This is a genomic window from Mycobacterium liflandii, from assembly GCF_022354805.1.
Lineage (GTDB): Bacteria > Actinomycetota > Actinomycetes > Mycobacteriales > Mycobacteriaceae > Mycobacterium > Mycobacterium marinum.
On the sequence record NZ_CP023138.1, the window covers coordinates 4,704,687 to 4,728,208 of the forward strand.

Here is a 23,522-nt window from a genome sequence, read left to right on the forward strand (position 1 = left end):
CGGGCCGCGCGTCAGGTCACGATCCCGGGGTGACAGCCGGCCCGACGTGCCATCGAGGGGCGATGGCAGATAGAACACCCAACCGGGTGCCGAGACTCCCGCCGCGGGTGCGCCGGCAAGCACACCAAACCGGCGACAGCGCCGACCGACCCGACGTCTAGCAGCCCTTCAGACGCGGCGCCAGGTAGTCGGCGACCTTGGCGATCCCGATCCGCTCCTGGGTCATGGCATCACGCTCACGCACGGTGACGGCGTCGTCCTCGAGGGAGTCGAAGTCCACCGTCACACAGAACGGGGTGCCGATCTCGTCTTGGCGCCGGTAGCGTCGCCCAATGGCACCGGCATCGTCGAAATCGATGTTCCAGTACTTGCGCAGCTCGGCGGCCAAATCCCGCGCCTTGGGGCTCAGGTCGGCGTGCCGTGACAACGGCAGCACCGCTGCCTTGACCGGCGCCAGCCTCGGGTCCAGCCGCAGCACGGTTCTCTTGTCGACCCCGCCCTTGGCGTTCCGAGCTTCGTCCTCGGTGTAGGCGTCGATCAGGAATGCCATGAACGAACGGGTCAGCCCCGCTGCCGGCTCGATGACGTAGGGCGTGTAGCGAACGTCTTCGACCTGGTCGTAGAACGACAGTTCAGTACCGGAATGCTTGGAGTGGGTGGACAAGTCGAAGTCGGTCCGGTTGGCGACACCCTCCAGCTCTCCCCATGGATTGCCGACGAAGCCGAACTTGTATTCGATGTCGACAGTGCGGTCGGAGTAGTGCGACAACTTCTCCTTGGGGTGTTCGAATAGCCGCAGGTTCTCGGCATCAATGCCGAGGTCGACGTACCACTGCAATCTGGTGTCGATCCAGTACTGATGCCATTCCTTGGCCGTGGACGGCTCGACGAAGAACTCCATCTCCATCTGTTCGAACTCGCGGGTGCGGAAGATGAAGTTGCCCGGGGTGATCTCGTTGCGGAAGCTCTTGCCGATCTGACCGATGCCAAACGGCGGCTTCTTACGCGACGTGGTCAGCACGTTGGCGAAGTTGACGAAGATGCCCTGCGCCGTTTCCGGACGCAAGTAATGCAACCCCTCCTCGGTTTCGATGGGGCCGAGGTAGGTCTTGAGCATCATGTTGAATTCGCGTGGTTCGGTCCACTGGCCGGGCTCGCCGGTTTCGGGATCGCGAATGTCAGCGAGCCCGTTCGGCGGCGGCTGACCGTGTTTTGCCTCGTAGGCCTCGATGAGATGGTCGGCCCGGTATCGCTTGTGGGTGATCAGCGACTCCACCAGTGGATCGTGGAAGACCTCAACGTGGCCCGATGCCACCCAGACCTCGCGCGGCAGGATGATCGACGAGTCGAGTCCGACCACGTCGTCGCGGCCGGTAACCACCGACCGCCACCATTGCCGTTTGATGTTCTCCTTGAGTTCGACCCCCAGCGGACCGTAGTCCCACGCAGACTTCGTACCGCCGTAGATCTCGCCGGACGGATAGACCAAGCCTCGCCGTTTTGCCAGGTTCACCACGGTGTCAATGACAGACGCCACGGGGCAACCCACTCCCTTCCCGATTGGGCAAACTCGTGCGCCGGTAAGCCACCGCGCACAAAACCTCAGCCATGGTAGCGATCGGCACGGCGGTCTTTGACATGCATCATCATGCATGTGACAGTGGAAGTCAGCCGCACGCCGCTTCGGCGGCAGTCCGGCCCGGTCCGATTATGTGCTCTCCTCGAGGCGGTGACTCAATACATGGCGACGTCGCCCTCACCTTCGACGGCCGCCCACGACGACTTCGTTTCCCGTCACGAGCACGATGTTGGCGACTTCGCCGAGCATCCCGCGTTTCCCGCACCGCCGCCGCGAGAAATCCTCGAGGGCGCCGGCGAGCTACTGCGCGCTCTGGCCGCACCCGTGCGAATCGCCATCGTGCTGCAGCTGCGTGAAGCCCAGCGCTGCGTTCACGAACTGGTTGATGCATTGGGCGTACCACAACCACTGGTCAGCCAACATTTGAAGATCCTCAAGGCCGCCGGCGTGGTGACCGGCGAACGGTCCGGCCGCGAGGTGCTCTATCGGCTTGTCGATCAGCACCTGGCGCACATCGTCGTGGATGCGGTCGCCCACGCCGGTGAGGATTCGGCATGACCGGCACAAGCGTGCGTTCAACCCGGCAGCGAGCGGCGATTTCGACATTGCTCGAAACAGTCGATGACTTCCGTTCCGCCCAAGAACTGCACGACGAACTGCGCCGTCGCGGCGAGAACATTGGCCTGACCACCGTCTATCGGACCCTGCAATCGATGGCATCCGCTGGAACGGTCGACACGCTGCGCACCGACACCGGTGAATCGGTCTACCGGCGGTGCTCGCAGCACCATCACCACCATCTGGTGTGCCGCAGCTGCGGGTCCACCATCGAGGTAGCCGACCATGAAGTCGAGACCTGGGCTGCCAACGTGGCCGCCCGGCACGGCTTCTCCGACGTCAGCCACACCATCGAGATCTTCGGCACCTGCTCAGATTGCCGCCGGCCCGGGGCCGCGGCGCTGCGCTAGGAAGTCAGCTTGCCGCGGATCTGGCCCCCACTGTCTAGGACCAGCAGAATCAGGGTTCGCAGCGCGTTGTCGGTCAGGCCGGCGCCGGGGAAGTTGTAGCGCAGCATCACGTCCACGGTCTTCGGGAGCGTCTTCGCCGAACCCTTCCCGGCGTTGCGCTGCACGGCCTTGTCGGCGACCTTCTCAACCGTGGTGACGGCGCCGAAGTTGGTGTCGCGCGCCTGGTTGGCCAGTAGATCGCTGATCTTCTTGGTCAGCGGCAGATCCCAGGCCAATATCTGAGTCAGCGATACCAAATCAAGATCCTCGGCGATGTTGACCACTCGCAGCGAGGCGAACGTACCGTCGTGGCGCACCGTCAGCGCGCCGTCGGGTTCCTCCTCGACGGGGAGAACGTCGCGAAGTATCGATGCCAGCCGATCCTGCAGGGAGGGCACTAGGCGCTCCCGAACCGTCGATTGCGGGAGGCATATTCCTCGCACGCCGCCCACAGGTCGCGCCGGTCGTAGTCGGGCCACAACTTGTCTTGGAAGATGTACTCGGCGTATGCCGATTGCCAGAGCATGAAATTGCTGGAGCGCTGCTCCCCGAGGTCCGCAGAAAGAGGTCGACGTCGGGGATGTCGGGTCGCTGCATGTGACGGGCGATGGTGGACTCGGTGATCCGCTCCGGGTTCAATCTGCCCGCGGCGACTTCGCGGGCGATGTCTCGAGTAGCTTCGGCGATTTCGGTGCGGCCACCGTAGTTGACGCAATAGTTGATGGTGATGACGTCGTTGTTGTTGGTCATTGCTTCGGCTACCGCCAGTTCGTTGATGACGCTGCGCCACAGCCGCGGCCGCGAACCCACCCAGCGGATCCGAACACCCATTTGATTGAGGACGTCGCGGCGTCGCCGTACGACGTCGCGATTGAAGCCCATCAGGAAGCGGACTTCCTCGGCGGAGCGCTTCCAGTTCTCGGTGGAAAAGGCGTAGAGGCTTAGCCACTTGATCCCAAGTTCGACCGCACCGCAGGCGATGTCGATCACCACCGCCTCGCCCATCTTGTGCCCCTCGGTGCGGCGCAGCCCACGTTCGGTGGCCCACCGCCCATTGCCGTCCATCACGATGGCGACGTGGTTGGGTAACCGATCGGCCGGAATCCGTGGCGCGGCCGTTTTGGAGATGTGCTGCGGCGGCCGGCGCGGACCGCCGTCGGGCGACGGCGGCAGCTCCGGGAAAACGACCGGCCAACTCGACGTATCGGGAAAGGTCGGATAGTCGTCCGGCGCCTGAGGCAGCTGTGGGAAGTCGGCGGACTTCAGTCGCCGGGCGCTCTTAGCCACATTCACTATCCTGCCCGATCAACGCAGCGCGACGTTCGGCAACCGATCGGTCAGCCTGGTAGAACCGCTCCACCAGCGGCAACGTCTTGAGCTGGCGTTCCAGATGCCATTGCAGGTGCGCGGCCACCAACCCGCTGACGTAGCTGCGGTGTGATTGCGGCGCCCCCTGGGCGGCCTCCCAGTCGCCGTCATGCAGCGCGGACATCAGGTCCAGCACGCCCAGCGGCGGTGTCGTCGAGCCAGCCGGACGGCAATGCGGGCAGACGCTGCCCCCGGCCGCGATGTGAAAGGCCCGATGTGGACCGGGCGTGGCGCAGCGGGCACATTCGGTCAGCGCCGGCGCCCAGCCTGCGATGCCCATGGCACGCAGCAGGTAGGCATCCAACAGCAGATCGCGAGGCCGGCTGCCGTCAGCCACCGCCCGCAACGCACCCACCGTCAGGCGGTGCAGGGCCGGGGCGGGCGCACGCTCCTCCCCGGCGAGGCGTTCGGCGGTTTCCAGCATCGCGCAGCCGCAGGTGTACCTGCCGTAGTCGTTGACGATGTCGGCGGCAAAGGCGTCGATGGATACGACCTGGGTGACGATGTCGAGGTTGCGACCGGGGTGCAATTGCGCATCGATGTGCGCGAACGGCTCGAGTCTGGAACCGAATTTGCTGCGGGTACGCCGCACACCTTTGGCCACCGCTCGCACCAGCCCGTGGTCGCGGGTCAACAGGGTGACGATCCGGTCGGCTTCACCGAGCTTGTGCTGGCGCAGCACAACAGCCCGGTCTCGATACAGCCGCATCACAATAGTTTCGCACCCCACCGCGACATCGCCGGTATCCGCGCCGATAGTCTCGTACCCCGTGGTTGGCGCTTCTGGGTTCGCTTCCGGGGCCGTTTCCGGGTCCGGCGGCCCGCGCCTGCCTACCCTCACCGACCTGCTCTACCAACTGGCCTCCGGTTCGGTGACCTCCGTTGAGCTGACGCGCAGGTCCCTGCGCGAGATCGAGGTGAGCCAGTCCACCCTGAACGCGTTTCGGATGGTGCTTACCGAGTCCGCGCTGGCCGATGCCGCGGCCGCGGACCGGCGGCGGGCCGCCGGGGATGCCGCGCCGCTGCTGGGCATCCCGATCGCGGTCAAGGACGACGTCGACGTTGCCGGTGTGCCGACCGCGTTCGGCACCCAGGGATACGTCCGGCCAGCCGCCCACGACAGTGAGGTTGTTCGCCGTCTGAAGGCGGCCGGCGCGGTGATCATCGGCAAGACCAATACCTGCGAATTAGGCCAGTGGCCATTCACCAGTGGTCCCGGATTCGGGCACACCCGCAACCCGTGGGCACGGCGGCACACACCGGGCGGCTCATCGGGTGGTAGTGCGGCGGCGGTGGCCGCGGGCCTGGTCACTGCTGCGATCGGCTCTGACGGCGCCGGAAGCATCCGCGTTCCCGCAGCCTGGACCCACTTGGTGGGCATCAAGCCGCAACGCGGTCGCATCTCGACCTGGCCGTGGCCCGAGACGTTCAACGGCATCACGGTCAACGGCGTGCTGGCCAGAACGGTTGCCGACGCCGCCCTGGTACTGGACGCGGCGTCGGGCAACGTCGAGGGTGATCTGCACAAGCCGGCACCTTTGACGGCATCCGACTACGTCAGTATAGCACCCGGGCCATTGAAGATCGCAATGTCAACCCGGTTCCCTTACACGGGTTTTCGAGCAAAGCTGCATCCGGAGATCCTGGCTTCGACGCGGCGAGTGGGCGAACAGCTCCAACTGCTCGGCCACACCGTGGAGCGGGGCAACCCCGACTACGGCCTGCGGCTGTCGTGGGACTTTCTCGCCCGCTCCACCGCAGGTCTGTGGGAATGGGCGGAGTGCCTGGGCAACGGTGTCACGCTGGACCCCCGCACGGTGACCAATATGCGCGCGGGGCACGCGCTTTCGCAGGCCATTTTGCGCAACGCGCGCCACCACGAAGCGGCCGCCCAACGGCGGGTGGGATCGATCTTCGACATCGTCGATGTGGTTTTGGCACCGACGACCGCACAGCCACCGCCGCTGGCCCGCGCGTTCGACGATATGGGCGGGTTGGCCACCGATCGCGCCATCATTGCCGCATGCCCGTTGACCTGGCCGTGGAATCTGCTGGGCTGGCCCTCGATCAACGTGCCCGCGGGGTTCACCGTCGACGGTCTGCCGATCGGGGTTCAGTTGATGGGACCGGCCGAGAGCGAAGGCCTGCTCATCTCGCTGGCCGCCGAGTTGGAAGCGGTCAGCGGCTGGGCGACCAAGCAACCGAAGGTGTGGTGGAACACCGGGACCAGCACTCCCCCAATCCACAGTGTCCGGCCGCCGCGGCGCTAGAAACCAAGTCGGCCCAGCTGTTTGGGATCGCGCTGCCAGTTCTTGGCGACCTTGACGCGCAAGTCGAGGTAGATCTTTGTGCCTAGCAACTTCTCGATCTGACTTCGCGCCGCGGTGCCCACTTCACGCAACCGGGCACCGCCTTTGCCGATGATGATCCCCTTTTGGCTGTCCCGCTCGACATACAGCACGGCGTGGACGTCGATCAGGTCTTCCCGCCCTTCCCGCGGACTGACCTCGTCGATCACCACCGCCAGCGAATGCGGCAATTCGTCGTGCACGCCCTCGAGAGCCGCCTCACGAATCAGCTCGGCCATCAAAACCTCTTCGGGCTCATCGGTCAGCTCGCCGTCGGGGTAGTAGGCCGGCCCCTGCGGCAATGTGCGGGCAAGCACGTCGATCAACACCTCGATCTGGGCGCCGGTCACCGCCGATACCGGAACGATCTCCGCGGAGTTTGTCACCAATTCGCTGACCGCGACCAGCTGCGCGGCCACTTGGTCCTTGGGCACTTTGTCGATCTTGGTGACGATGACAACCAACTTCACCTTGGGCGCGGTGGCAGCGATCTGCTCGATGATCCAGCGGTCGCCCGGGCCGATCGATTCGTCAGCCGGGATGCACAGCCCAATCACGTCGACCTCGGAGTACGTGTCGCGCACCAAGTCGTTGAGCCGCTTGCCCAGCAGAGTCCGCGGCCGGTGCAGCCCCGGGGTGTCGACCAGGATGATCTGAAAGCTCTCTCGATGGACAATCCCGCGAATCGTATGCCGAGTGGTCTGCGGCCGCATCGAGGTAATCGCCACTTTGGCGCCAACCAGGGCATTGGTCAGCGTCGACTTGCCGGTGTTCGGTCGGCCGACCAAACACACGAAGCCGGAATGGAATTCAGAAGTCATAACAGGGTTCCCCAGAACTATCGGTCATCATCAAGGCAATCGGCGACAACTCGGGTGGCACCGTGAGTGTCGACAGGCCCACGGGCACAGCCACATAGGTGCGGTCGTCGACATCGCGCAGGGCGGCACCGCTGTCGGCCTCGGCGCGCGCCAGCGTCACCAGCGTGACGTCTCGCGCATCCAGCGGCTCAGCCATCGGCACCGGTTTCCGCGGCGCCATCGCCCGCGCCGTCGGTCTCTTCGGTTTCCATCGGACTTACCAACACGGTGCCGATCCTTACCCGGCCCCGGTGGTCGGGGCCGCCCTCGGCACGCAGGCGCAGGCCGTGGAATATCACCTCAGCGCCTGGCAGGGGAACCCGGCCCAGCTCCAGAGCCAGCAGGCCACCTACGGTGTCGACATCGAGATCGCCGTCGAACTCGATCCCGTACAACTCCCCCACATCCTCGATCGGCAGTCGCGCCGATACGCGAAATCGTTTGTCGCCCAGAGCCTCTACGGGCGCCGTCTCAGCTTCGTCGTACTCGTCGGCGATCTCACCGACGATCTCCTCGAGCACGTCTTCGATGCTCACCAATCCCGCTATGGCCCCGTATTCGTCGACCAGCAGCGCCATGTGATTGCGGTCATGCTGCATTTCGCGCAACAAGGCATCCAGCGGTTTGGAGTCCGGCACGAACACCGCGGGACGCATGAGGTCTGATACGTCAATCTTGCGCCCCTGGTCGGGCGCGCAGAATGTCTGCCGCACAAGGTCTTTGAGATACACCACGCCAAGAATGTCATCAACGTTCTCGCCGACCACCGGAATACGGGAGTGTCCGCTTCGTACCGCCAGGGTCATCGCCTGGCTGGGCGACTTGTCACCTTCGATCCACACCATCTCGGTGCGCGGCACCATCACCTCCCGCGCCGGGGTGTCACCAAGCTCGAAGACCGATTCGATCATCCGGCGCTCGTCTGCGGCAACCACACCGCGCTGCTGCGCCAGGTCGACGACTTCGCGCAACTCAACCTCGGATGCAAACGGCCCATTACGGAAACCCCGGCCCGGGGTCAGCGCGTTGCCCAAGAGCACCAGAAGCCGGCTGATCGGCATCAGCAACCACGAAATCACCTGCAACGGAACAGCGGTACCCAGCGAGATGGAATACGCATTCTGGCGCCCCAACGTGCGCGGACCCACCCCGATGACGACGAAGCTGGTCACCACCATGATGGCCGCCGCGAGGAACAATCCCCCGTTCATGCTGAGGTTGTGCCGGAAGAACACCACCAGAAGCGCGGTCGCGGTGATCTCACACACGATGCGCAGCAACACGACCAGGTTGATGTAGCGCGGTCGATCTTCCATCACCTTGGACAGGGCCACCGCACCGGGGCGTGCCTCCCGCACCAGTTCCTGCACCCGGGCCAGTGACACCGTGCTGATAGCGGCATCAATGGCGGCGAACAATCCGCCCAGACCGACCAATGCGATCGCACCGAGCAGCTGAGGCAGACCTTTCACGGCTCGTCGAAATATCTTGACTTGTCCAGCAGGCGGCGATCCCGTTCGTCCTGACGGTCCTGCTGGTAGGCCTGCACCTGCTCGGCCACCCACTCTTCGAGCAACCGATCCTGCAGGGCGAACATCTCCTTCTCCTCGTCTGGCTCACCGTGGTCGTAGCCGAGTAGATGCAGCACGCCGTGGATCGTCAGCAGCGCCAGCTCATGGCCCAGGCTGTGACCGGCCGCGGCCGCCTGTTCGGCGGCAAACTCCGGGCACAGCACGATATCGCCGAGCATCGCCGGGCCGGGCTCGGGGGCATCGGGGCGGCCGCCGGGCTCCAGCTCGTCCATGGGAAAGCTCATCACGTCTGTCGGCCCGGGAAGATCCATCCAGCACATATGCAAGTCGGCCATCGCGGCGGTATCCAGCAGCACCATCGACAGCTCGGCGCCCGGATTTACGTCCATCTTGCCGATCACGAATCGTGCCACGCTGACGAGTTCTGTCTCGGAGACGTCGATGCCCGACTCGTTGGATACCTCGATGCTCATAAGATGCTCACCGCACCATCATCGACGATTGCGGGTGCCCGACGCCCGCCGAGCCGCCCGGTTCATCCCCGAGCCCGGCTCCTCGTATCGCGCATACGCGTCGACGATCTCCGAGACCAGGCGATGGCGCACCACATCCGCGCTGGTCAGTTCGGCGATGTGAATGTCGTCGATATCGTCGAGGATGTCGACCGCCGCGCGCAGCCCAGACCTGGCGCCGCCCGGAAGGTCAACCTGGGTGACATCCCCGGTGACGACGACTTTGGATCCGAAACCCAGGCGGGTCAGGAACATCTTCATCTGCTCGGCAGTGGTGTTCTGCGCCTCGTCGAGGACGATGAAGGCGTCGTTCAAGGTCCTACCGCGCATATACGCCAGCGGCGCCACCTCGATGACGCCCGCCGACATCAGCTTCGCGATCAGCTCGGGATCCATCATGTCGTACAAAGCGTCATACAGCGGCCGCAGGTACGGGTCGATCTTTTCGCTCAGCGTGCCCGGCAGGAAGCCAAGGCGCTCACCGGCTTCCACGGCGGGACGGGTCAGGATGATGCGGTTGACCTGCTTGGTCTGCAGCGCATGGACCGCCTTGGCCATGGCCAGGTAGGTCTTTCCGGTGCCGGCCGGGCCGATCCCGAAGACGATGGTGTTGGCGTCGATGGCGTCGACATACCGCTTCTGGTTGAGCGTCTTGGGCCGGATCGTCTTTCCCCGGCGGGACAGAATGTCGAGAGTCAGCACCTCGGCCGGCGACTCGTTGCCGGCACCGACCAGCATCGCCACGCTGTGGCGCACCACCTCGGGAGTCAACGGCTGCCCATTGGCGACGATCGCCACCAGCTCGGAGACGGCCCGCTCGGCGATGGCGACGTCGGCAGACTCGCCCGCCAGGGTGACCGTGTTGCCGCGCACGTGCAGGCTGGCGGTCAAGGTGCGTTCGAGTGCCCTCAAATTCTCGTCGGCCGAGCCGAGCAAGCCCACAACCAGGTCGGGCGGAACGTCGATGCTGCTGCGTACCTGAGGGTCGGCCGGTCGGGCTCCAACTGCGTCAGCAGCGCGGGTCTCGCGGGGCGTCACGTGGCTTCCGATGCCTGCTTTCTGGCCTATCGAAGTGGAGGGTGGGCGGGTGTGCTGAATTCACAGTCTAGCGCCGGTCGCGACGGCGTTCGAATGATTCGATGCCCGCCAGCAGGATGTCCAGTGCCCGTTCGAAGTCAGCCGCCGGTGTGGACCGTTGGCTGGCTTGCGCCAACGCGGCGATGTGCGGATGCTCGGCGCCGGCCAGACCGCCGATCCGCGCCGCGACGGCCACCTGCTCCTTTTCCCGTCCGGTTCCGGCCAGCGGGCCGGCCAACTCCGCCTGCGCACTGCCCATGACCAATCCGAGCACCCCCCGAAAACTCGCCAACAGATCTGCATCGCCCACCCCGCTGCGCCCGAGCGCGGCGATCAACCGGTCCGCGACCATATAGCTGGACGCCGATACGGTACGGCGGGTCAGCACCAGCGAGATGGCGTTGGGATGCTGGCGCATCGTCTCCCACATCGCTGTTGCGATCGCGTGTACGTCAGCGCGCCAATCATCGGTGGGTGCGGGGACTTTGACGTCTGCGACTACCGCGTCTGCCACCAGCGCTTCGAGTTCGCGCCGATCCCTGACGTAGTTGTACAGCGTCATCGGACCAGTGCCCAGAGCCGCGGCCAGCGAGCGCATGCTCAGCCCGCTGAGCCCGTCTTGGTCGACGATGGCCAGTGCCGCACTGGCGATGTCGGAAACCGTGAAGCGTGCTCGCACGTCGCCCTCCCAAACCGTTGACAGGTACATCGTACGTAAGGTAAACACGTACAACGTACGTATGGAGGTCACGCCATGGTTTCAACGTTAGGCACCGCCTTTGAATCGCGGGGCACCCGCTGCGCGGCTTGGTTCACCCGCCCCGCGGGGCCGGGCCCGTATCCGCTGGTCGTGCTCGCCCACGGGTTGGGCGCCAACCACACCATGGCCCTGGCCCGATATGAGCGGCACTTCGCCGCCGCCGGCATCGCCACTCTCGCGTTTGACTACCGGAATCTCGGCGCATCCGGTGGCACGCCGCGACAACGACTCAGCCTGCGTCGGCACCGCCAAGACATCGCCGCGGCGCTGGAGTTCGCCCGCTCGCTGCCCGACGTCGACGCGAGTCGCGTAGCGCTATGGGGCACCAGCCTCGGCGCGATGCATGTGCTGCTGATCGCGGCCCGCCGCCGGGACCTTTGCGCGGTCGTCGTGCAATGCCCCATCGTGGACGGCCCGGCAACGCTGCGCCGGCTAGGGCTGGCGGCGACGCTGCGGGCCGGGCCGGCAATTGTCGAAGATGCCCTGCGCTGCGCCGCCGGCCTGCGGCGGCGATACATCCCCATAGTCGGACCGCCGGGCAGTCTGGCGGCGGTGACGGCGGCCGGCGCCCTGCAGGGCTGGCGCTCCACCGTCGACCCGGGAGGGTCCTTCGATAACCGCATCGCCGCGTCAAATCTCCTCGGCATCGGCGTCACCAGCACCAAACGGGCGGCCCTCCAGATCAGCGCGCCGCTACTGGTGTGCGTTTCCCGCCGGGAGACACTGATGGATCCGCGTCATGCCGAGGTCGTGGCCGGGCGGGCGCCGCGCGGCATCGCGCGCCACTACGACGGTGACCATTTCGAGATTTATCATCGACCCCTTGTCGACAGCTTGCTTGCCGACCAGACCGCCTTCTTACGGGAGCATCTCCATGTCGAAGACACGTAACATTCTGCACAACAACGATATTCGATTCGTCGAATTCGCCTCCGGCCTGTCGGCGGCCGAGTGGGGCACCCCAAGCCTGTGCGGCGAATGGAGCAACCACGACGTACTTGCCCACCTGGTGATCGGATATCGGGCCTCATTGCGCATGTTGGCGGCCGACCTGGTCAGCCAGCGCGGTTCATTCGACCGCGCCAACGCCGCGCTCGCCATCGACCTAGCACGGCGACACAATCCGGATGAGTTGATCGCCGAATTCGCCGAGCTCGCGGTCCACCCACGCGGGATCGGACAGGTATTCCCTCGGCGACTCTTGCTGGGCGATCACGTGATTCACGAACTTGACATCGCGTTTGCGTTGGACCGAACCCCCACCGTCGGCATCGACGCCCTGGTCGCCGTGCTGAATACCCAAGTGCGGGTTCCGAACCCGTTCGTACCGGCGGCGCAACGGGCACGCGGACTGAGTCTGCGCGCTCACGATGTCGATTGGACCAGCGGCGAAGGCGATTGGGCGGTGACAGGCGGCGCCGCCCAGTTGGCTTCGGCACTGGCCGGTCGCCCATGGGCACTCGATCAGCTCAGCGGCAAGGGCGTCGACACGCTGCGAACACGAATGCTACTGCACTAGCGCAGCATTGGCCGCCAGAGGATCACAGGCTCGCAGCACTATCCCAGCGCTCGGTGAGCACGCCGAGCGCCCCCAGCGCCACCGCCGCTGCGGTCGACGTCCGCAGCACCGTCGGGCCCAGCCGAACCGAAACCGCTCCGGCGCCTGCTAATGCGTCCATCTCCTCGGGCGCAATTCCGCCTTCGGGACCGACCACGAGAACCAACGATTTGGCTTGTGCCACAGCAGTATCGACGAGCCGATCGGTTGCCGATTCATGCAATGCCAATACCATCGCACCCGCTTGCGCCTCAGCGGTGATTCGCCGTATCAGCGCCGCCGTGGATAGCACCCCCTCGACAGGTGGGATGTGCGCGCAGCGGGACTGCCGGGCCGCGGAGCGCACGGCCGAGCGCCAGCGGCGCAGCCCCTTGTCGGCCCGGGCTCCTCCCCAGTTGGCCACGCAACGTGCGGCTTGCCAGGCCAGGAATGCGTCCGCACCGGCCTCGGTCGCCAATTCGACCGCCAATTCCGAACGTTCGGATTTGGGCAATGCCTGCACCACGGTGACCGCCGGACGCACCGGAGCCACGCTCCAGCGCTGCAGCACCCGTGCCGTCAACCCGTCCCGCGCTGCGTGCTCGACCACGCAGCGGGCCAGTTCGCCGGCGCCGTCCCCGAGGACCAGCTGCTCACCGGGACGGATCCGCCGCACCGTGGCCGCGTGAAAGCCTTCGTCGCCGTCCAGTGCGGCCAGCTCTCCCGCCTCCGGCACTGTGTCGACATAGAACAGCGTTGCCACCATCTCCGGGCCCCGGCGACCTGAATCCGCGTCAGCGCCCGGAGAAGGTTTCGCGAAGCTTGCTGAACAACCCGCCGCCGGCGGCATGCGACGAGCGAACCTCGGCGACGTCACGGCCACGGCGGTTCTTCAGCTCACGCAACAGTTCGGTGTCGCGGTGGTCCAGCCTGACCGGAACCATTACGTCGACGTGCACATGCAAATCGCCGCGCGCACTGGACCGCAGGTGCGGCATTCCGTGGCCGCGCAGCGTGATCACCGCGGCCGGTTGGGTGCCGGGCGGGATCACAATCTCGCTGGGCCCGTCCAGGATCGCGTCCAACGTCACGGTGACCCCAAGCGCCGCATCGACCATCGGCACCGAAACCGTGCAGTGCAAGTCGTCACCTTCGCGCACGAAGATGTCGTGGGCCTGCTCATGAACCTCGACGTACAGGTCGCCCGACGGGCCTCCCCCGGGCCCGACCTCCCCCTGGGCGGCGAGCCGGACGCGCATGCCGTCGCCGACACCGGCAGGAATCTTGACGCTGATCTCGCGGCGGGCCCGCACCCGGCCGTCACCCATGCACTGGTGGCACGGGTCGGGAATGACCACCCCGACGCCGCGACAGGTGGGACATGGCCGCGACGTCAGCATTTGGCCGAGCAGCGAACGCTGGACGGTCTGTACTTCCCCGCGGCCGCCGCAGGTGTCACACGGAATCGGCGCGGAGTCGCCGTTGGTGCCCTTGCCCTGGCAGCGATCACAGAGCACCGCGGTATCGACGGTCACCTGCTTGGTGACACCGGTCGCGCACTCCTCGAGATCCAGCCGCATCCGCAGCAGCGAATCCGAGCCCGGACGAACCCGACCAATCGGACCTCGCGATGCCGAGCCGCCACCGAAGAACGCCTCGAACACATCGCCCAGCCCGCCGAAGCCGGAAAAGCCGTTGGCCGCCGCGCCGGCACCTTCCAGCGGGTCACCGCCCAGATCGACGATCCGGCGTTTCTCCGGATCGCTGAGCACCTCGTAGGCGACGCTGATCTCCTTGAACTTGGCCTGCGCCGCCTCATCGGGGTTGACATCGGGATGCAGTTCGCGCGCCAACTTGCGATAGGCGCGTTTGATTTCTGCATCACTAGCGCCCTTGCTCACGCCGAGCAGGCCGTAGTAGTCGCGTGCCACGGTTGACTCTTTCCTATGCGAGGTCTTATGCCGCTGCTACGCGGCTGTCCACAAATTCTGTAGCGAGTGCGCGGTCATCGAGCACCCAGCACTTCGCCGATATACAGGGCAACCGCGGCAACACTGGCGATAGTTCCCGGATAGTCCATGCGGGTGGGCCCCAGCACACCCATCCCGCCGTACACCGTGTCATTGCTGCCATAGGCGGTGGACACCATCGAGGTGCCGACGATCTGCTCGGCCTCGGTTTCGTGGCCGATTCGCACCGTCACCTTGCCGGCTTCCTGCTGTGCCGCCAGTAGCCGCAGCACCACAACCTGCTCTTCGAGGGCCTCGAGGATGGAGCGCAGCGCCCCCCCGAAGTCCGTGGCGTTGCGGGTCAGGTTCGCGGTGCCGCCCATCAGCAACCGCTCCTCGGTGTGTTCCACCAGCGACTCCAGCAAGACCGTCGCCGACCGGCCCACCGCGTCGCCCAAGCCGCCGGCGCCGCTGAGTTGCCCGGCGAGGTCGGCGACCGCAACCGATGCCGCCGCCAGTTTCTTGCCCTCCAGCGCCTGCCCCAGCAGCTCGCGCAGTTGCGATAGTTGGTGGTCATCGATGACGTCGCCGAGCTCGACGATGCGCTGATCCACCCGCCCGGAGTCGGTGATGACCACCATCAGCAGCCGGGCCGGGGTCAGCGCGATCACTTCCAGATGGCGAACCTTTGAGGTCGACAGGGTCGGGTACTGCACGACGGCAACCTGGCGGGTCAGCTGCGCCAGCAGCCGTACCGCACGGCGCAGCACATCATCGAGGTCGACCCCGGATTCCAGAAAGCCCTGGATGGCCCGCCGTTCGACCATCGACAGGGGCTTGACATCGTCGAGGCGGTCCACGAACTCGCGGTAGCCCTTCTCGGTGGGCACCCGGCCCGAGCTGGTGTGTGGCTGGGCGATGTAGCCCTCCGCCTCCAGCACTGCCATGTCGTTGCGTATGGTGGCGCTCGAGACACCGAGGTTGTGCCGCTCGACCAGCGATTTCGAACCGATCGGCTCGTGGGTGGCAACGAAGTCGGCGACGATGGCCCGCAGCACCTCGAAGCGGCGCTCGTCAGCAGTTCCCATCGACTTCTCACCTCCTTGCAGCTAGCCGGCCGCGTTCATATTACGGTCTCACCAGTGGCTGACCGCCGACCCGCACAATCGCCGGGCGGCCGATGGCCTACCGCGCCCTGCAGTGCAGATCTGTGCGTCGTTGCGAACCTCCGGTGCGGCGCAGGCCAGATCGGAGTTTCGCAACCAGTCCATGGAGACTTCAATTCCATCGGACTTGTTGCGACTAGCCTATTTCGCATGATCCTGTCCGGCATAAACAACGCGTCAGGGACGATCCGCCCATGATTTTCAAGGGCGTGCGGGAAGGCAAGCCATATCCCGAACATGGACTGTCGTATCGGGATTGGTCCCAGATTCCGCCACAGCAGATACGGCTCGACGAATTGGTCACAACCACCACCGTGCTCGCGTTGGATCGCTTGCTGTCCGAGGACTCGACGTTCTATGGCGACTTATTCCCTCATGCGGTGCGGTGCGGTGGCGGGGCGTCATCTACCTCGAGGACGGCTTACATCGAGCGGTCCGCGCGGCGCTGCGTAACCGCACCGTGCTGCACGCGCGGGTGTTCGACATGGACATACCGCCGGGCGGTCTGAGGTAGCCACGCCGGCAGCGGGGCTCAGGTCGGTTTGGTCACATTTTCGTGCCCCCGGGGGTCATACCCAATAACGACCACCGACCCGTTAGGAGCCGCCATGTCCCGCCTTGTGGGGGTCAGCGACCACGACGCCGGCATAGCCGCCAAGATCGCGTTCTTCTTCACCAAGCGCAAGCTGGCAAGAATGGCCGGGCTCGCGACGGCCGACATGCTCGAACCGCTGCGGATGTATGCCCACATCCCCAGATTGCTCAACGCCTACGGCAGGCTGGAACAAGCCGAATCGAAACTGGATGTGCTCACTGCGCGGCACCGGGCCTTGGCCGAATTGAAGGCCGCGACCACGGTCGGCTGCCAATATTGCATCGACCTGGGTTCACAGATTGCCCGGGAGTTGGGAATCAGCGACCAGGAGCTCCTGGCGTTGGCCAACTACCGCGATGCTTCCTGCTTCTCCGAGGTCGACCGGTTGATCCTGGACTACGCCGCCGCGATAAGTCGCACTCCCGTCGCCGTGAGCGACGAGCTGTTCGCGGCTCTGCGCGCCCACTTCGACGCGGCTGCGCTGGTCGGGCTTACCCACATCATCACGCTGGGCAACCTGCGCGCCCGGTTCAACATCGCCCTGGGCATCGGGTCCTCGGGCTTCTCGTCCGACCGGGTCTGCGCACTGCCCGAGGGCGCCGGGCCAGCATGACCGATCCGGCATTGCTCGCGCGCTTCCAAGCGGCCAGGCCGCGGCTGGGTGCGCTGGCCTACCGGATGCTGGGCTCACTTGCCGACGCCGAGGACGTCGTTCAAGAGGCCTGGCTGCGGCTCAACGCCACCACAGACCGCCCCCAGGGCGCCCAGGAGCTAGTCAATCTCGATGCATGGCTGACCACCGTGGTGGCACGACTATGCCTGAACCTATTGCGGGATCGTCGCGGCCGGGGCCGAGAAGAGCTGGTCGGTCAGCTGCCGGATCCGATCGTGGATGGCGTCGCAGCGTTCGACCCCGAACACCACGCGATGCTGGCCGATGCGGTGGGCCTGGCGCTTTTTGTCGTGCTGGACACGCTGGCCCCGGCCGAGCGGTTGGCTTTCGTGCTGCATGACGTCTTCGCGGTCCCGTTTGACCAGATCGCACCCATCCTCGAGCGCACACTCGAGGCGACGCGCAAACTGGCCAGCCGGGCACGGCGCCGGATCGAGCGCGCGGAACCCTTTCCCGACCGCGACCTCTGCGCACAGCGTGAAGTCGTCGACGCGTTCTTTGCGGCCGGGCGCAGCGGCAACTTCGAGCGCCTGGTTTCGGTGCTACATCCGGACGTGGTGTTGCGCGGCGACTTCGGACCCAACACCCCGCGATTTCGAGCCCAGGGCGCGGCCACCGTGGCCAAGCTGGCCCGCAGCTACGCGGGCCCGGAGCGCACGGTGCTCAACGCCCTGGTCAACGGGGCCGCCGGCGCCGTCATCTCGATCTCCGAGCAGGCATCGGCGGTGATGGGATTTCTGGTGCGCAACGGACGCATCGCAGCGATCGACGTGCTGGCCGATCCGCAGCGAATCGCCACACTCGATATCAGCGGTCTGAGCGGGCCGGGCGGATAGCCAGTGCTGCGCCTGCGCTATCCGCCCGTGCGGCAGATCAGTGGCCCGCGGCCTGCAACAGCTGCATCGCCGAACTGCGTGACAGCACCCAGCTGCCTTGGTTGACGAACGTCACATTCTGGGTGATCGGCGCGGTGAACTTGGGTCCGCTGACGGACACGTCGGCGGTCGCGGCGCCGGCGGCAGCCGGTGCAATGTTGGCCACGGTGAGCGACAACGGCAGGTCCCCGTTCTTCGCCGCCTTCTTCAACTCGTGGTCGGCAAGGCGCGCCTCGGTCCCGCCAATGCCGCCCTCGACCAGACCGCTCTTGCTGGTGAACGAAACGTTGGGGTCAACGAGGCTGTTGAGCAAGCCGGTCAGCTCGGCGGCCGTCGAAACGTCGGTGGCCGGGGCCGGTGCCGGGTCCTGCGGCAGTGGCGCACCGAAGACGACTGGCTGCACCTGGTAGGAGGCCCCGGCGGCAGAGGTGACGACGGTCACCCCCGTGACCGCGGCTCCGATCGCGGCCGCCGCTGCCATACCCATGGTGATCGATTTCAGGGTCATGCTCTCCCCCTTGACTCATCTGTTCTGCGCATGTCGCGACTGTGGTCTCGTCTGTATTTCCCCGGTTCCGCCGCTTCCAAACTAACCGCGAATACCAGGGCTAGGGTGTGGCACACCTGTGTGCCGGCTATGAGAGTCGCCCACCCGGATGAGAGGTCGGGTCGCCAGGATATCGGTATGACCGCCGAAATCGTTAATGCCGACCATCGCCGGTCCATGTTGAGGCGTCTTCATGGTGAATCGCAAAAGGTTTCATCGACACGCGGCCTGTGTCCAGGGCTCCGGCGTTGTTGATTAGCAGGCTTGTGAGCTGGGGAATTGTGGATTGAGGAGGTCTAGGCGGCGGTTAGCGGTCAAAGCGGTGATCCGGCAGGCTTCGGCGATGTTGTCGGCGCCGTTGAGGCGGTGCAGATTGATCGCGGTGTTGCGTAGCGTTGCTAGGACCTGTGCGCCGTTTCCGGTATGTGCCCTTTGACGGTCTTCGTCGAAGGTGACGTCGCGTATCCAGTGCAGGCTGTTCTCGATTCCCCAGTGTTGACGCATCCAGGTCATGATCGCGGTAGGGCGGGCGTGCTCGAACGGCAGGCTGCAGATGGCATAGACCACCTCCACGCTGCGCTGGTCGGTGGCGGTGATCAAACGTTCACGAGTGATCCGGATGATTTGTTTTGCGTAGGGGAAGCCGATTCCTCGTGCAGCGGTGATGATTTGCAAGGTGCGGGTCTCGACACGGCCGTGGCCGCGGGAGTCATCGGTAGCGGCTGCGGGCACCTCGGCCCAGGGCAGCGCGGTGATACGCGCAAGTATTTTGGCTTGGTTGGACTTGACGATCATCAGGTAGTGCGACTTCAAGGTGGCGCAGATCAACTTCGCGGTGACGACCTGGGTATGCATCGCATCCACGGTGACCAGCCACCGCAAGCTACCCAGCAGCAGCGTGAGCAGGGCACGTACGCAGGGAATTTCATTGCTTTTCTCGGCGACAGCGAGTTGACCGAGCACCAATCGGGCACGGTGGGCGAACACCGACACGAAATGCGTGGCTGTCGCTTTGGCGCGTAAAGGCACCACGCAGCATCTTGCCGTCCAACGCGATCGGCACCAATCCACTGGGGTCGCTGCTGGCCACGTGTGCAGTGAAGTAACTGCCCATCCTGGCGTTGAGGTCGGCGGGGTCTAGCCGAGACAAAACAGCGCGGAAGGTCTTCTCACTGGGCCGCCGGAACCGGACCCCTAATTAGGCCAACACATCATCGGGAGCGGTGGCCGCCCATGTAGCAAAACCAGCATAGCCGCGCATCCCCGCGGCAGTGGCCAGAACCGCGATCGCCAACAAAGCCATCAGCGAATACCTCCGACCGCGTGGGTCCCTCGGGTCTGGCACCGAGACCAACACATCGAGAAACTCCGATCCGATGAGCTCGCTACGCTCACCAGGACTCCAGCGGTCGAACACCTCTGGAACCGACGACACAGGCAATACTGAAACGGTAGGCACGGGCAACTCCAGACCAACGACGAACAGTAACCAACTCGATCGTTCTCCAGAGAGCCCGTGCCTACACTCCGGCCCCAATAGCGCGGCACCAAAGATCATCAACCCAGCTCACAAGCCTGCTAATCAACAACGCCGGAGCCCTGGGCCTGTGTCGATGAAGTACTAGCTTTCGGCGAGCACCTCTTCATCGGTCAAAGCCGCGACGTCAAGATAGTGGCGGGCAATCACCGATAGCCGTTCCGGCGTACCGCGTGCCGCCTCCCGGTCTTGTAGGCGCTGCGCCAGGGCACCCACCGTTCTGGCCGCGAATAGGTCCGCGACCACGACGTGATCGATGTCCAGCCAGTCGCGGATCCGCGCGATCACGGCGGTGGCAAGCACCGAATCACCGCCCAGAGCAAAGAAATCGTCGTGCACGCCAATCGAGGCCTGATCGAGCACCTCGGCCACGATCTCGGCAAGCGCGGCCTCCACGTCGTTGCGTGGAGCCCGGTCTTCGGTTGTGCAGGCTTCGGGTTCCAGCAATGCGGTCACCGCTCGGCGGTCCAGCTTGCCGTTCGCGGTCAGCGGGAATCTTTCGAAAAATACCGTGCGGGTGGGCACCATGTAGCTCGGCAACAGATCCGCCAGTACGGCGGTGATATCGCCGACCGTATTGGGATCCGCCGCGACGGCGGCAACCAACTTGGGTGCGCTCGCACCGACTACGGCCGCAACGGCGTGACGCACTCCGGAAACGGCACGTAGCGCGTTCTCCACCTCGCCGAGCTCGACGCGGTATCCACGAATCTGCACCTGATGGTCGGCACGCCCCAGGAACTCGATGGTGCCATCGGGCCAATACCTGGCCATGTCACCGGTCTTGTACCAGCGGATCCCCTGGTGCTCTACGAAACGCTCCGCGGTGCGCTGCGGATCATTGCGGTATCGCGCAGCGACATTCGCGCCGCCGACCCACAACTCGCCGGCTACCCAGTCCAGGCAATCGCGGCCCGACGGCGACACAATGCGACAACGTACGTTGCGCAGCGGACGCCCGAACGGCACGGTCGCCCAGTGCGCTGGTGGTTCGCCCACCACCTCACAGATGGTGTTGTGGATCGCGGTCTCTGTCGCACCGCCCAGACCGGAGAACCGGCATCCCGGAACCTGCCTGGCTAGCCTGCGGGCCAAGTCAGCGCCCACCCAGTCGCCACCGAGCGTGACGGCCCGCAAGGAGTTGCCCAGCCGATCACCACCGAGATCCAAGATCATGTCGAGCATGCTCGGCACACAGTTGAGGATTGACACGCGGTGGTGCACCAGCAATTCCACCCAGGTGGTCGGCGCCGATTTTTGCTCTGCGTCAACCGCGACCAGTGAGCCGCCGACCGCGAACATGCCGAAGATGTCATACACCGACGCATCGAACTCGAGCGCGGACAGCGCCAACACGCGATCGGCGCTGCCAACGCCGAACCACTCGTTGACGGCGTCAATCGTGTTCATCGCCGCGCTGTGCGGTACGTCGACTCCCTTGGGCAGGCCCGTGGAGCCGGAAGTGAAAATCACGTAGGCGATCTCGCCGATATCGGGAAAGACCGGCTCCGGCCATGGCTTCGGATGATCGCGTGCCGTATCGATGGATACGCACGGGATTGCGTCGCCCATCCTCGCGCCCTCGACGGTCAGCGCCGCGACAACGTCGGCGGTCTGAAGAATCTTGGCGCGCCGCGCCTCCGGTTGGTCGAAGCCGATCGGAACATATGTACCCCCGGCGGCAAGAACTCCGAGCACAGCCGGGATCTGAGCACGCCCCTTCGGCAATTGCACGGCGACCGCGTCGCCCGGTCGCACCCCGCACTCGTGCAGCGTTGCGGCGACGGCAAGCGACTGCCTGCACAATTCTCGGTAGCTCCAGACACCCCCGTCATCGCCCACATCCCACACCACCGCCGGCGCGTCCGGATTGGCCGCGGCGTGCTCGAAAAATCCTTGATGCAAGCATTTTTCGCTGGCTGGTCCATCGGTTGCATTGGTCGCTGCACGGGTCGCGGCCTGCGCGGCGGGCAACTGCACCGGGGCGGAGGCGTCCCAGCCAGCGTCGCCGTCGGCCAACCGCTTGACCGCATCGGTAAACCGGTTGAACATCGTGTCGATCAGTCCCGGCGGGAATGCTGACTCGCGGGCATCCCAGTTGACCAGCAACCCGCCACGTAACTCGGTGACCTGAGCATCCAGCAGGACTTGGGGCCCCTGCGAAATGATCCAGACCGGGTCTCCGAAGGTCTCGATCACTTCATCGGCAAACAACTCACCGAGATCGAGAGCACTGGTAAACACCACCGGCGCCAGCACCGGTTCGCCGCGGTACCTCCCTAGATCGCGCAGCACTTCCAGACCGGAATAGGCAGCGTGTGAACCGCTTTCGTACATCCTGCGTTGAATGTCTCGAGCTCGTTGGGCAACCGAAACGTCTTCGGTGACGTCGACCTCGAGCATGATCGACGAGGTGAAGTCGCCAACCACTCGATCGATGTCCGGGTGCACCGATTCGCGTTGAAACAAAGGCACATTCAGCAGAAACTTACCTTGCTCCGACCAACCGCCGATGGTGTCGGCGAAGACCGCGGCCAACGCCATGGCCGGCGTGACCCCGCGCGCATGCGCCCCGGCCATCAGCTGCTGCTTGGCTTCCGGCGCCAGCCAGTGCTCGTAGCGCTCGGTCCGATGCGGCGCCCCGGGTTCTCGCACGGCCACGGTCGGCAGTTGCGGCGCGCCGGCCATCTCCGGCAACCGCCGCTGCCACCATTGCCTGTCCCGCTCGCGCGCCGCCCTGTCCGGTTCGTATTCGGTGCGATAACGCCGGTAACTGAAGCCGGGAGACTGCAGCGTCGCGCCCCGGTACAGCTGCGCCAGGTCCGACACCAACACCCGATAGCTCATCGCGTCACCGGCCAGCATGTCGACGTCCAGATGAAGGCGACTGCGGTCGCCATCCCACAGCGTGAGCGTGAAGTCGATGACCTGACCGTCTTCAATTGCCAGGCGCTGGTGCCCGTTACGCTCACGCGTCTGCAGCAGTGCGGACTCAACCTCGTCCGCACTCTGCCCCCGAAGGTCGACCAGGGCGAACACCGGCCTACCCGGGCTGGGCATCGTCTGCTGCGTCCCGTCGGCGAGAAATCGGGTACGCAGCATCGGATGCACCGCAACCAGGTCGGACACGGCACGTTCCAGCCGCTCGGGATCGATTCCGGTTCCGTCGAATTCAACGTAGAGATGGGCGGCAACGCCGCCGAGCTCTTGTTCCTCAGCGCGACCGATCCAGTAGGCGTGCTGCATCGTTGCCAACGGGAACGGGGCTTGTGGTGCCTCCGGTTCCAACAACAACTCGGGGCGGTCGGCCGGTGCAGTTACCGCACATCCGAGCTGGTCGGCGTTGAGCAGTTCGTGCCAGGACTGCACCGTCGCGGTGGCGGCGAGTTGCGCAAAGGTGATGTCGGCTCCGCGCTTGCGCCAGCGTCCGGCCATCGACATCATGCGGATCGAGTTCAGGCCTAGCTGAATGAGATCGTCGTCGTCGGCGACATCTGCCGCGGGACAATCCAGTTGGGCCGCGATCGCGGCCCTGATCTCGTCCCGGCTAATCCACTCCGTGCTGAGCGGCTCCATCCCAGTCCTTTCCGACCAGTCTAT

The 23,522-nt window shown here is 65.3% G+C and carries 21 protein-coding genes and 3 pseudogenes; 8 read left to right on the plus strand and 16 right to left on the minus strand.

The window, feature by feature from the left end; genetic code table 11:
• Nucleotides 1-157: 157 nt before the first annotated feature.
• Nucleotides 158-1,549 (minus strand): glycine--tRNA ligase, encoded by a 1,392-nt coding sequence (locus CKW46_RS20955; RefSeq protein ID WP_482052346.1) that lies wholly within the window; start codon nucleotides 1,547-1,549, stop codon nucleotides 158-160.
• A 192-nt stretch (nucleotides 1,550-1,741) separates the two neighbouring features.
• Between CKW46_RS20955 and CKW46_RS20960 the strand changes: the two genes are divergently transcribed.
• Both CKW46_RS20960 and CKW46_RS20965 read left to right on the plus strand, forming a co-directional pair.
• The gene (locus CKW46_RS20960) at nucleotides 1,742-2,137 is read left to right on the plus strand and encodes an ArsR/SmtB family transcription factor (RefSeq protein ID WP_011741352.1); all 396 of its coding nucleotides are present in this window, start codon (nucleotides 1,742-1,744) and stop codon (nucleotides 2,135-2,137) included.
• Nucleotides 2,134-2,547, plus strand: coding sequence for a Fur family transcriptional regulator (locus tag CKW46_RS20965; protein WP_011741353.1), 414 nt, complete (start codon nucleotides 2,134-2,136; stop codon nucleotides 2,545-2,547). Before CKW46_RS20960 ends, CKW46_RS20965 begins: the two co-directional genes overlap by 4 nt.
• Here the strand turns inward: CKW46_RS20965 and CKW46_RS20970 are convergent.
• The 3 genes and pseudogenes from CKW46_RS20970 to recO form a co-directional block, all read right to left on the minus strand.
• Nucleotides 2,544-2,984: a hypothetical protein gene (locus CKW46_RS20970; protein ID WP_015356468.1), complete on the minus strand. Its 441-nt coding sequence runs from the start codon at nucleotides 2,982-2,984 to the stop codon at nucleotides 2,544-2,546. The genes CKW46_RS20965 and CKW46_RS20970 overlap by 4 nt on opposite strands.
• Nucleotides 2,984-3,873, minus strand: a pseudogene (locus CKW46_RS20975) (decaprenyl diphosphate synthase). The gene CKW46_RS20970 and the pseudogene CKW46_RS20975 overlap by 1 nt, the downstream one beginning before the upstream one ends.
• Nucleotides 3,866-4,663 carry a DNA repair protein RecO gene (recO, locus tag CKW46_RS20980; protein ID WP_012395289.1) on the minus strand — a complete coding sequence of 266 codons (798 nt, stop codon included), beginning with the start codon at nucleotides 4,661-4,663 and terminating at the stop codon, nucleotides 3,866-3,868. The pseudogene CKW46_RS20975 and the gene recO overlap by 8 nt, the downstream one beginning before the upstream one ends.
• Before the next feature lie 61 nt (nucleotides 4,664-4,724).
• On the opposite strand from recO, the gene CKW46_RS20985 reads away from it, so the two are divergent.
• Nucleotides 4,725-6,224: an amidase gene (locus CKW46_RS20985; protein WP_482052347.1), complete on the plus strand. Its 1,500-nt coding sequence runs from the start codon at nucleotides 4,725-4,727 to the stop codon at nucleotides 6,222-6,224.
• On the opposite strand, the gene era is transcribed toward CKW46_RS20985, so the two are convergent.
• The 6 genes from era to CKW46_RS21015 form a co-directional block, all read right to left on the minus strand.
• Nucleotides 6,221-7,123, minus strand: a complete 903-nt coding sequence (era, locus tag CKW46_RS20990) for a GTPase Era (RefSeq protein ID WP_117437178.1) — start codon at nucleotides 7,121-7,123, stop codon at nucleotides 6,221-6,223. The two genes, CKW46_RS20985 and era, sit on opposite strands and share 4 nt — an antisense overlap.
• A complete protein-coding gene (locus tag CKW46_RS20995; RefSeq protein ID WP_117437188.1) occupies nucleotides 7,113-7,319 on the minus strand; it encodes a cytidine deaminase-like protein in 207 nt (68 codons plus the stop codon). The genes era and CKW46_RS20995 overlap by 11 nt, the downstream gene beginning before the upstream one ends.
• Nucleotides 7,312-8,634 carry a hemolysin family protein gene (locus tag CKW46_RS21000; RefSeq protein ID WP_012395293.1) on the minus strand — a complete coding sequence of 441 codons (1,323 nt, stop codon included), beginning with the start codon at nucleotides 8,632-8,634 and terminating at the stop codon, nucleotides 7,312-7,314. The genes CKW46_RS20995 and CKW46_RS21000 overlap by 8 nt, the downstream gene beginning before the upstream one ends.
• Nucleotides 8,631-9,167 carry an rRNA maturation RNase YbeY gene (gene ybeY / locus CKW46_RS21005; RefSeq protein WP_015356472.1) on the minus strand — a complete coding sequence of 179 codons (537 nt, stop codon included), beginning with the start codon at nucleotides 9,165-9,167 and terminating at the stop codon, nucleotides 8,631-8,633. Before ybeY ends, CKW46_RS21000 begins: the two co-directional genes overlap by 4 nt.
• An 18-nt stretch (nucleotides 9,168-9,185) precedes the next feature.
• Nucleotides 9,186-10,244: a PhoH family protein gene (locus tag CKW46_RS21010; protein WP_482052348.1), complete on the minus strand. Its 1,059-nt coding sequence runs from the start codon at nucleotides 10,242-10,244 to the stop codon at nucleotides 9,186-9,188.
• Nucleotides 10,245-10,311: 67 nt separating this feature from the next.
• Nucleotides 10,312-10,962 carry a TetR/AcrR family transcriptional regulator C-terminal domain-containing protein gene (locus tag CKW46_RS21015; RefSeq protein WP_117437189.1) on the minus strand — a complete coding sequence of 217 codons (651 nt, stop codon included), beginning with the start codon at nucleotides 10,960-10,962 and terminating at the stop codon, nucleotides 10,312-10,314.
• Between the two features lie 75 nt (nucleotides 10,963-11,037).
• Here CKW46_RS21015 and CKW46_RS21020 point away from each other — a divergent pair, with 75 nt between their 5' ends.
• Together CKW46_RS21020 and CKW46_RS21025 are read left to right on the plus strand one after the other, a co-directional pair.
• A complete protein-coding gene (locus CKW46_RS21020; RefSeq protein ID WP_015356475.1) occupies nucleotides 11,038-11,934 on the plus strand; it encodes an alpha/beta hydrolase in 897 nt (298 codons plus the stop codon).
• Complete coding sequence (locus tag CKW46_RS21025; RefSeq protein WP_015356476.1) at nucleotides 11,918-12,562, plus strand: maleylpyruvate isomerase family mycothiol-dependent enzyme; 645 nt, start codon at nucleotides 11,918-11,920, stop codon at nucleotides 12,560-12,562. Before CKW46_RS21020 ends, CKW46_RS21025 begins: the two co-directional genes overlap by 17 nt.
• Before the next feature lie 22 nt (nucleotides 12,563-12,584).
• On the opposite strand, the gene CKW46_RS21030 is transcribed toward CKW46_RS21025, so the two are convergent.
• The 3 genes from CKW46_RS21030 to hrcA form a co-directional block, all read right to left on the minus strand.
• Entirely contained in the window at nucleotides 12,585-13,346 is a 762-nt protein-coding gene (locus CKW46_RS21030) for a 16S rRNA (uracil(1498)-N(3))-methyltransferase (RefSeq protein ID WP_015356477.1), read from the minus strand.
• A gap of 28 nt (nucleotides 13,347-13,374) precedes the next feature.
• Nucleotides 13,375-14,511 carry a molecular chaperone DnaJ gene (gene dnaJ / locus CKW46_RS21035; protein ID WP_012395299.1) on the minus strand — a complete coding sequence of 379 codons (1,137 nt, stop codon included), beginning with the start codon at nucleotides 14,509-14,511 and terminating at the stop codon, nucleotides 13,375-13,377.
• A 74-nt stretch (nucleotides 14,512-14,585) separates the two neighbouring features.
• The gene (gene hrcA, locus CKW46_RS21040; protein WP_499018186.1) at nucleotides 14,586-15,617 is read right to left on the minus strand and encodes an HrcA family transcriptional regulator; all 1,032 of its coding nucleotides are present in this window, start codon (nucleotides 15,615-15,617) and stop codon (nucleotides 14,586-14,588) included.
• Between the two features lie 272 nt (nucleotides 15,618-15,889).
• Between hrcA and CKW46_RS21045 the strand changes: the two are divergent.
• The 3 genes and pseudogenes from CKW46_RS21045 to CKW46_RS21055 all read left to right on the plus strand — a co-directional run bounded on the left by CKW46_RS21045 (nucleotide 15,890) and on the right by CKW46_RS21055 (nucleotide 17,799).
• Nucleotides 15,890-16,209 (plus strand): annotated as a pseudogene (locus CKW46_RS21045) (type II toxin-antitoxin system VapB family antitoxin).
• Between the two features lie 94 nt (nucleotides 16,210-16,303).
• Nucleotides 16,304-16,903 carry a carboxymuconolactone decarboxylase family protein gene (locus tag CKW46_RS21050; protein ID WP_117437185.1) on the plus strand — a complete coding sequence of 200 codons (600 nt, stop codon included), beginning with the start codon at nucleotides 16,304-16,306 and terminating at the stop codon, nucleotides 16,901-16,903.
• Nucleotides 16,900-17,799: a sigma-70 family RNA polymerase sigma factor gene (locus CKW46_RS21055; protein ID WP_117437186.1), complete on the plus strand. Its 900-nt coding sequence runs from the start codon at nucleotides 16,900-16,902 to the stop codon at nucleotides 17,797-17,799. Before CKW46_RS21050 ends, CKW46_RS21055 begins: the two co-directional genes overlap by 4 nt.
• 37 nt (nucleotides 17,800-17,836) lie before the next feature.
• Here the strand turns inward: CKW46_RS21055 and CKW46_RS21060 are convergent, their stop codons facing one another.
• From CKW46_RS21060 to CKW46_RS21070, 3 genes and pseudogenes are all read right to left on the minus strand, one after another.
• Nucleotides 17,837-18,346 (minus strand): MTB12 family secreted protein, encoded by a 510-nt coding sequence (locus CKW46_RS21060; RefSeq protein WP_482052350.1) that lies wholly within the window; start codon nucleotides 18,344-18,346, stop codon nucleotides 17,837-17,839.
• A 294-nt stretch (nucleotides 18,347-18,640) separates the two neighbouring features.
• Nucleotides 18,641-19,844, minus strand: a pseudogene (locus tag CKW46_RS21065) (ISAs1-like element IS2404/ISMul1 family transposase).
• Nucleotides 19,845-20,006: 162 nt separating this feature from the next.
• Nucleotides 20,007-23,498 (minus strand): amino acid adenylation domain-containing protein, encoded by a 3,492-nt coding sequence (locus tag CKW46_RS21070; protein ID WP_482052351.1) that lies wholly within the window; start codon nucleotides 23,496-23,498, stop codon nucleotides 20,007-20,009.
• Between the last annotated feature and the right edge of the window lie 24 nt (nucleotides 23,499-23,522).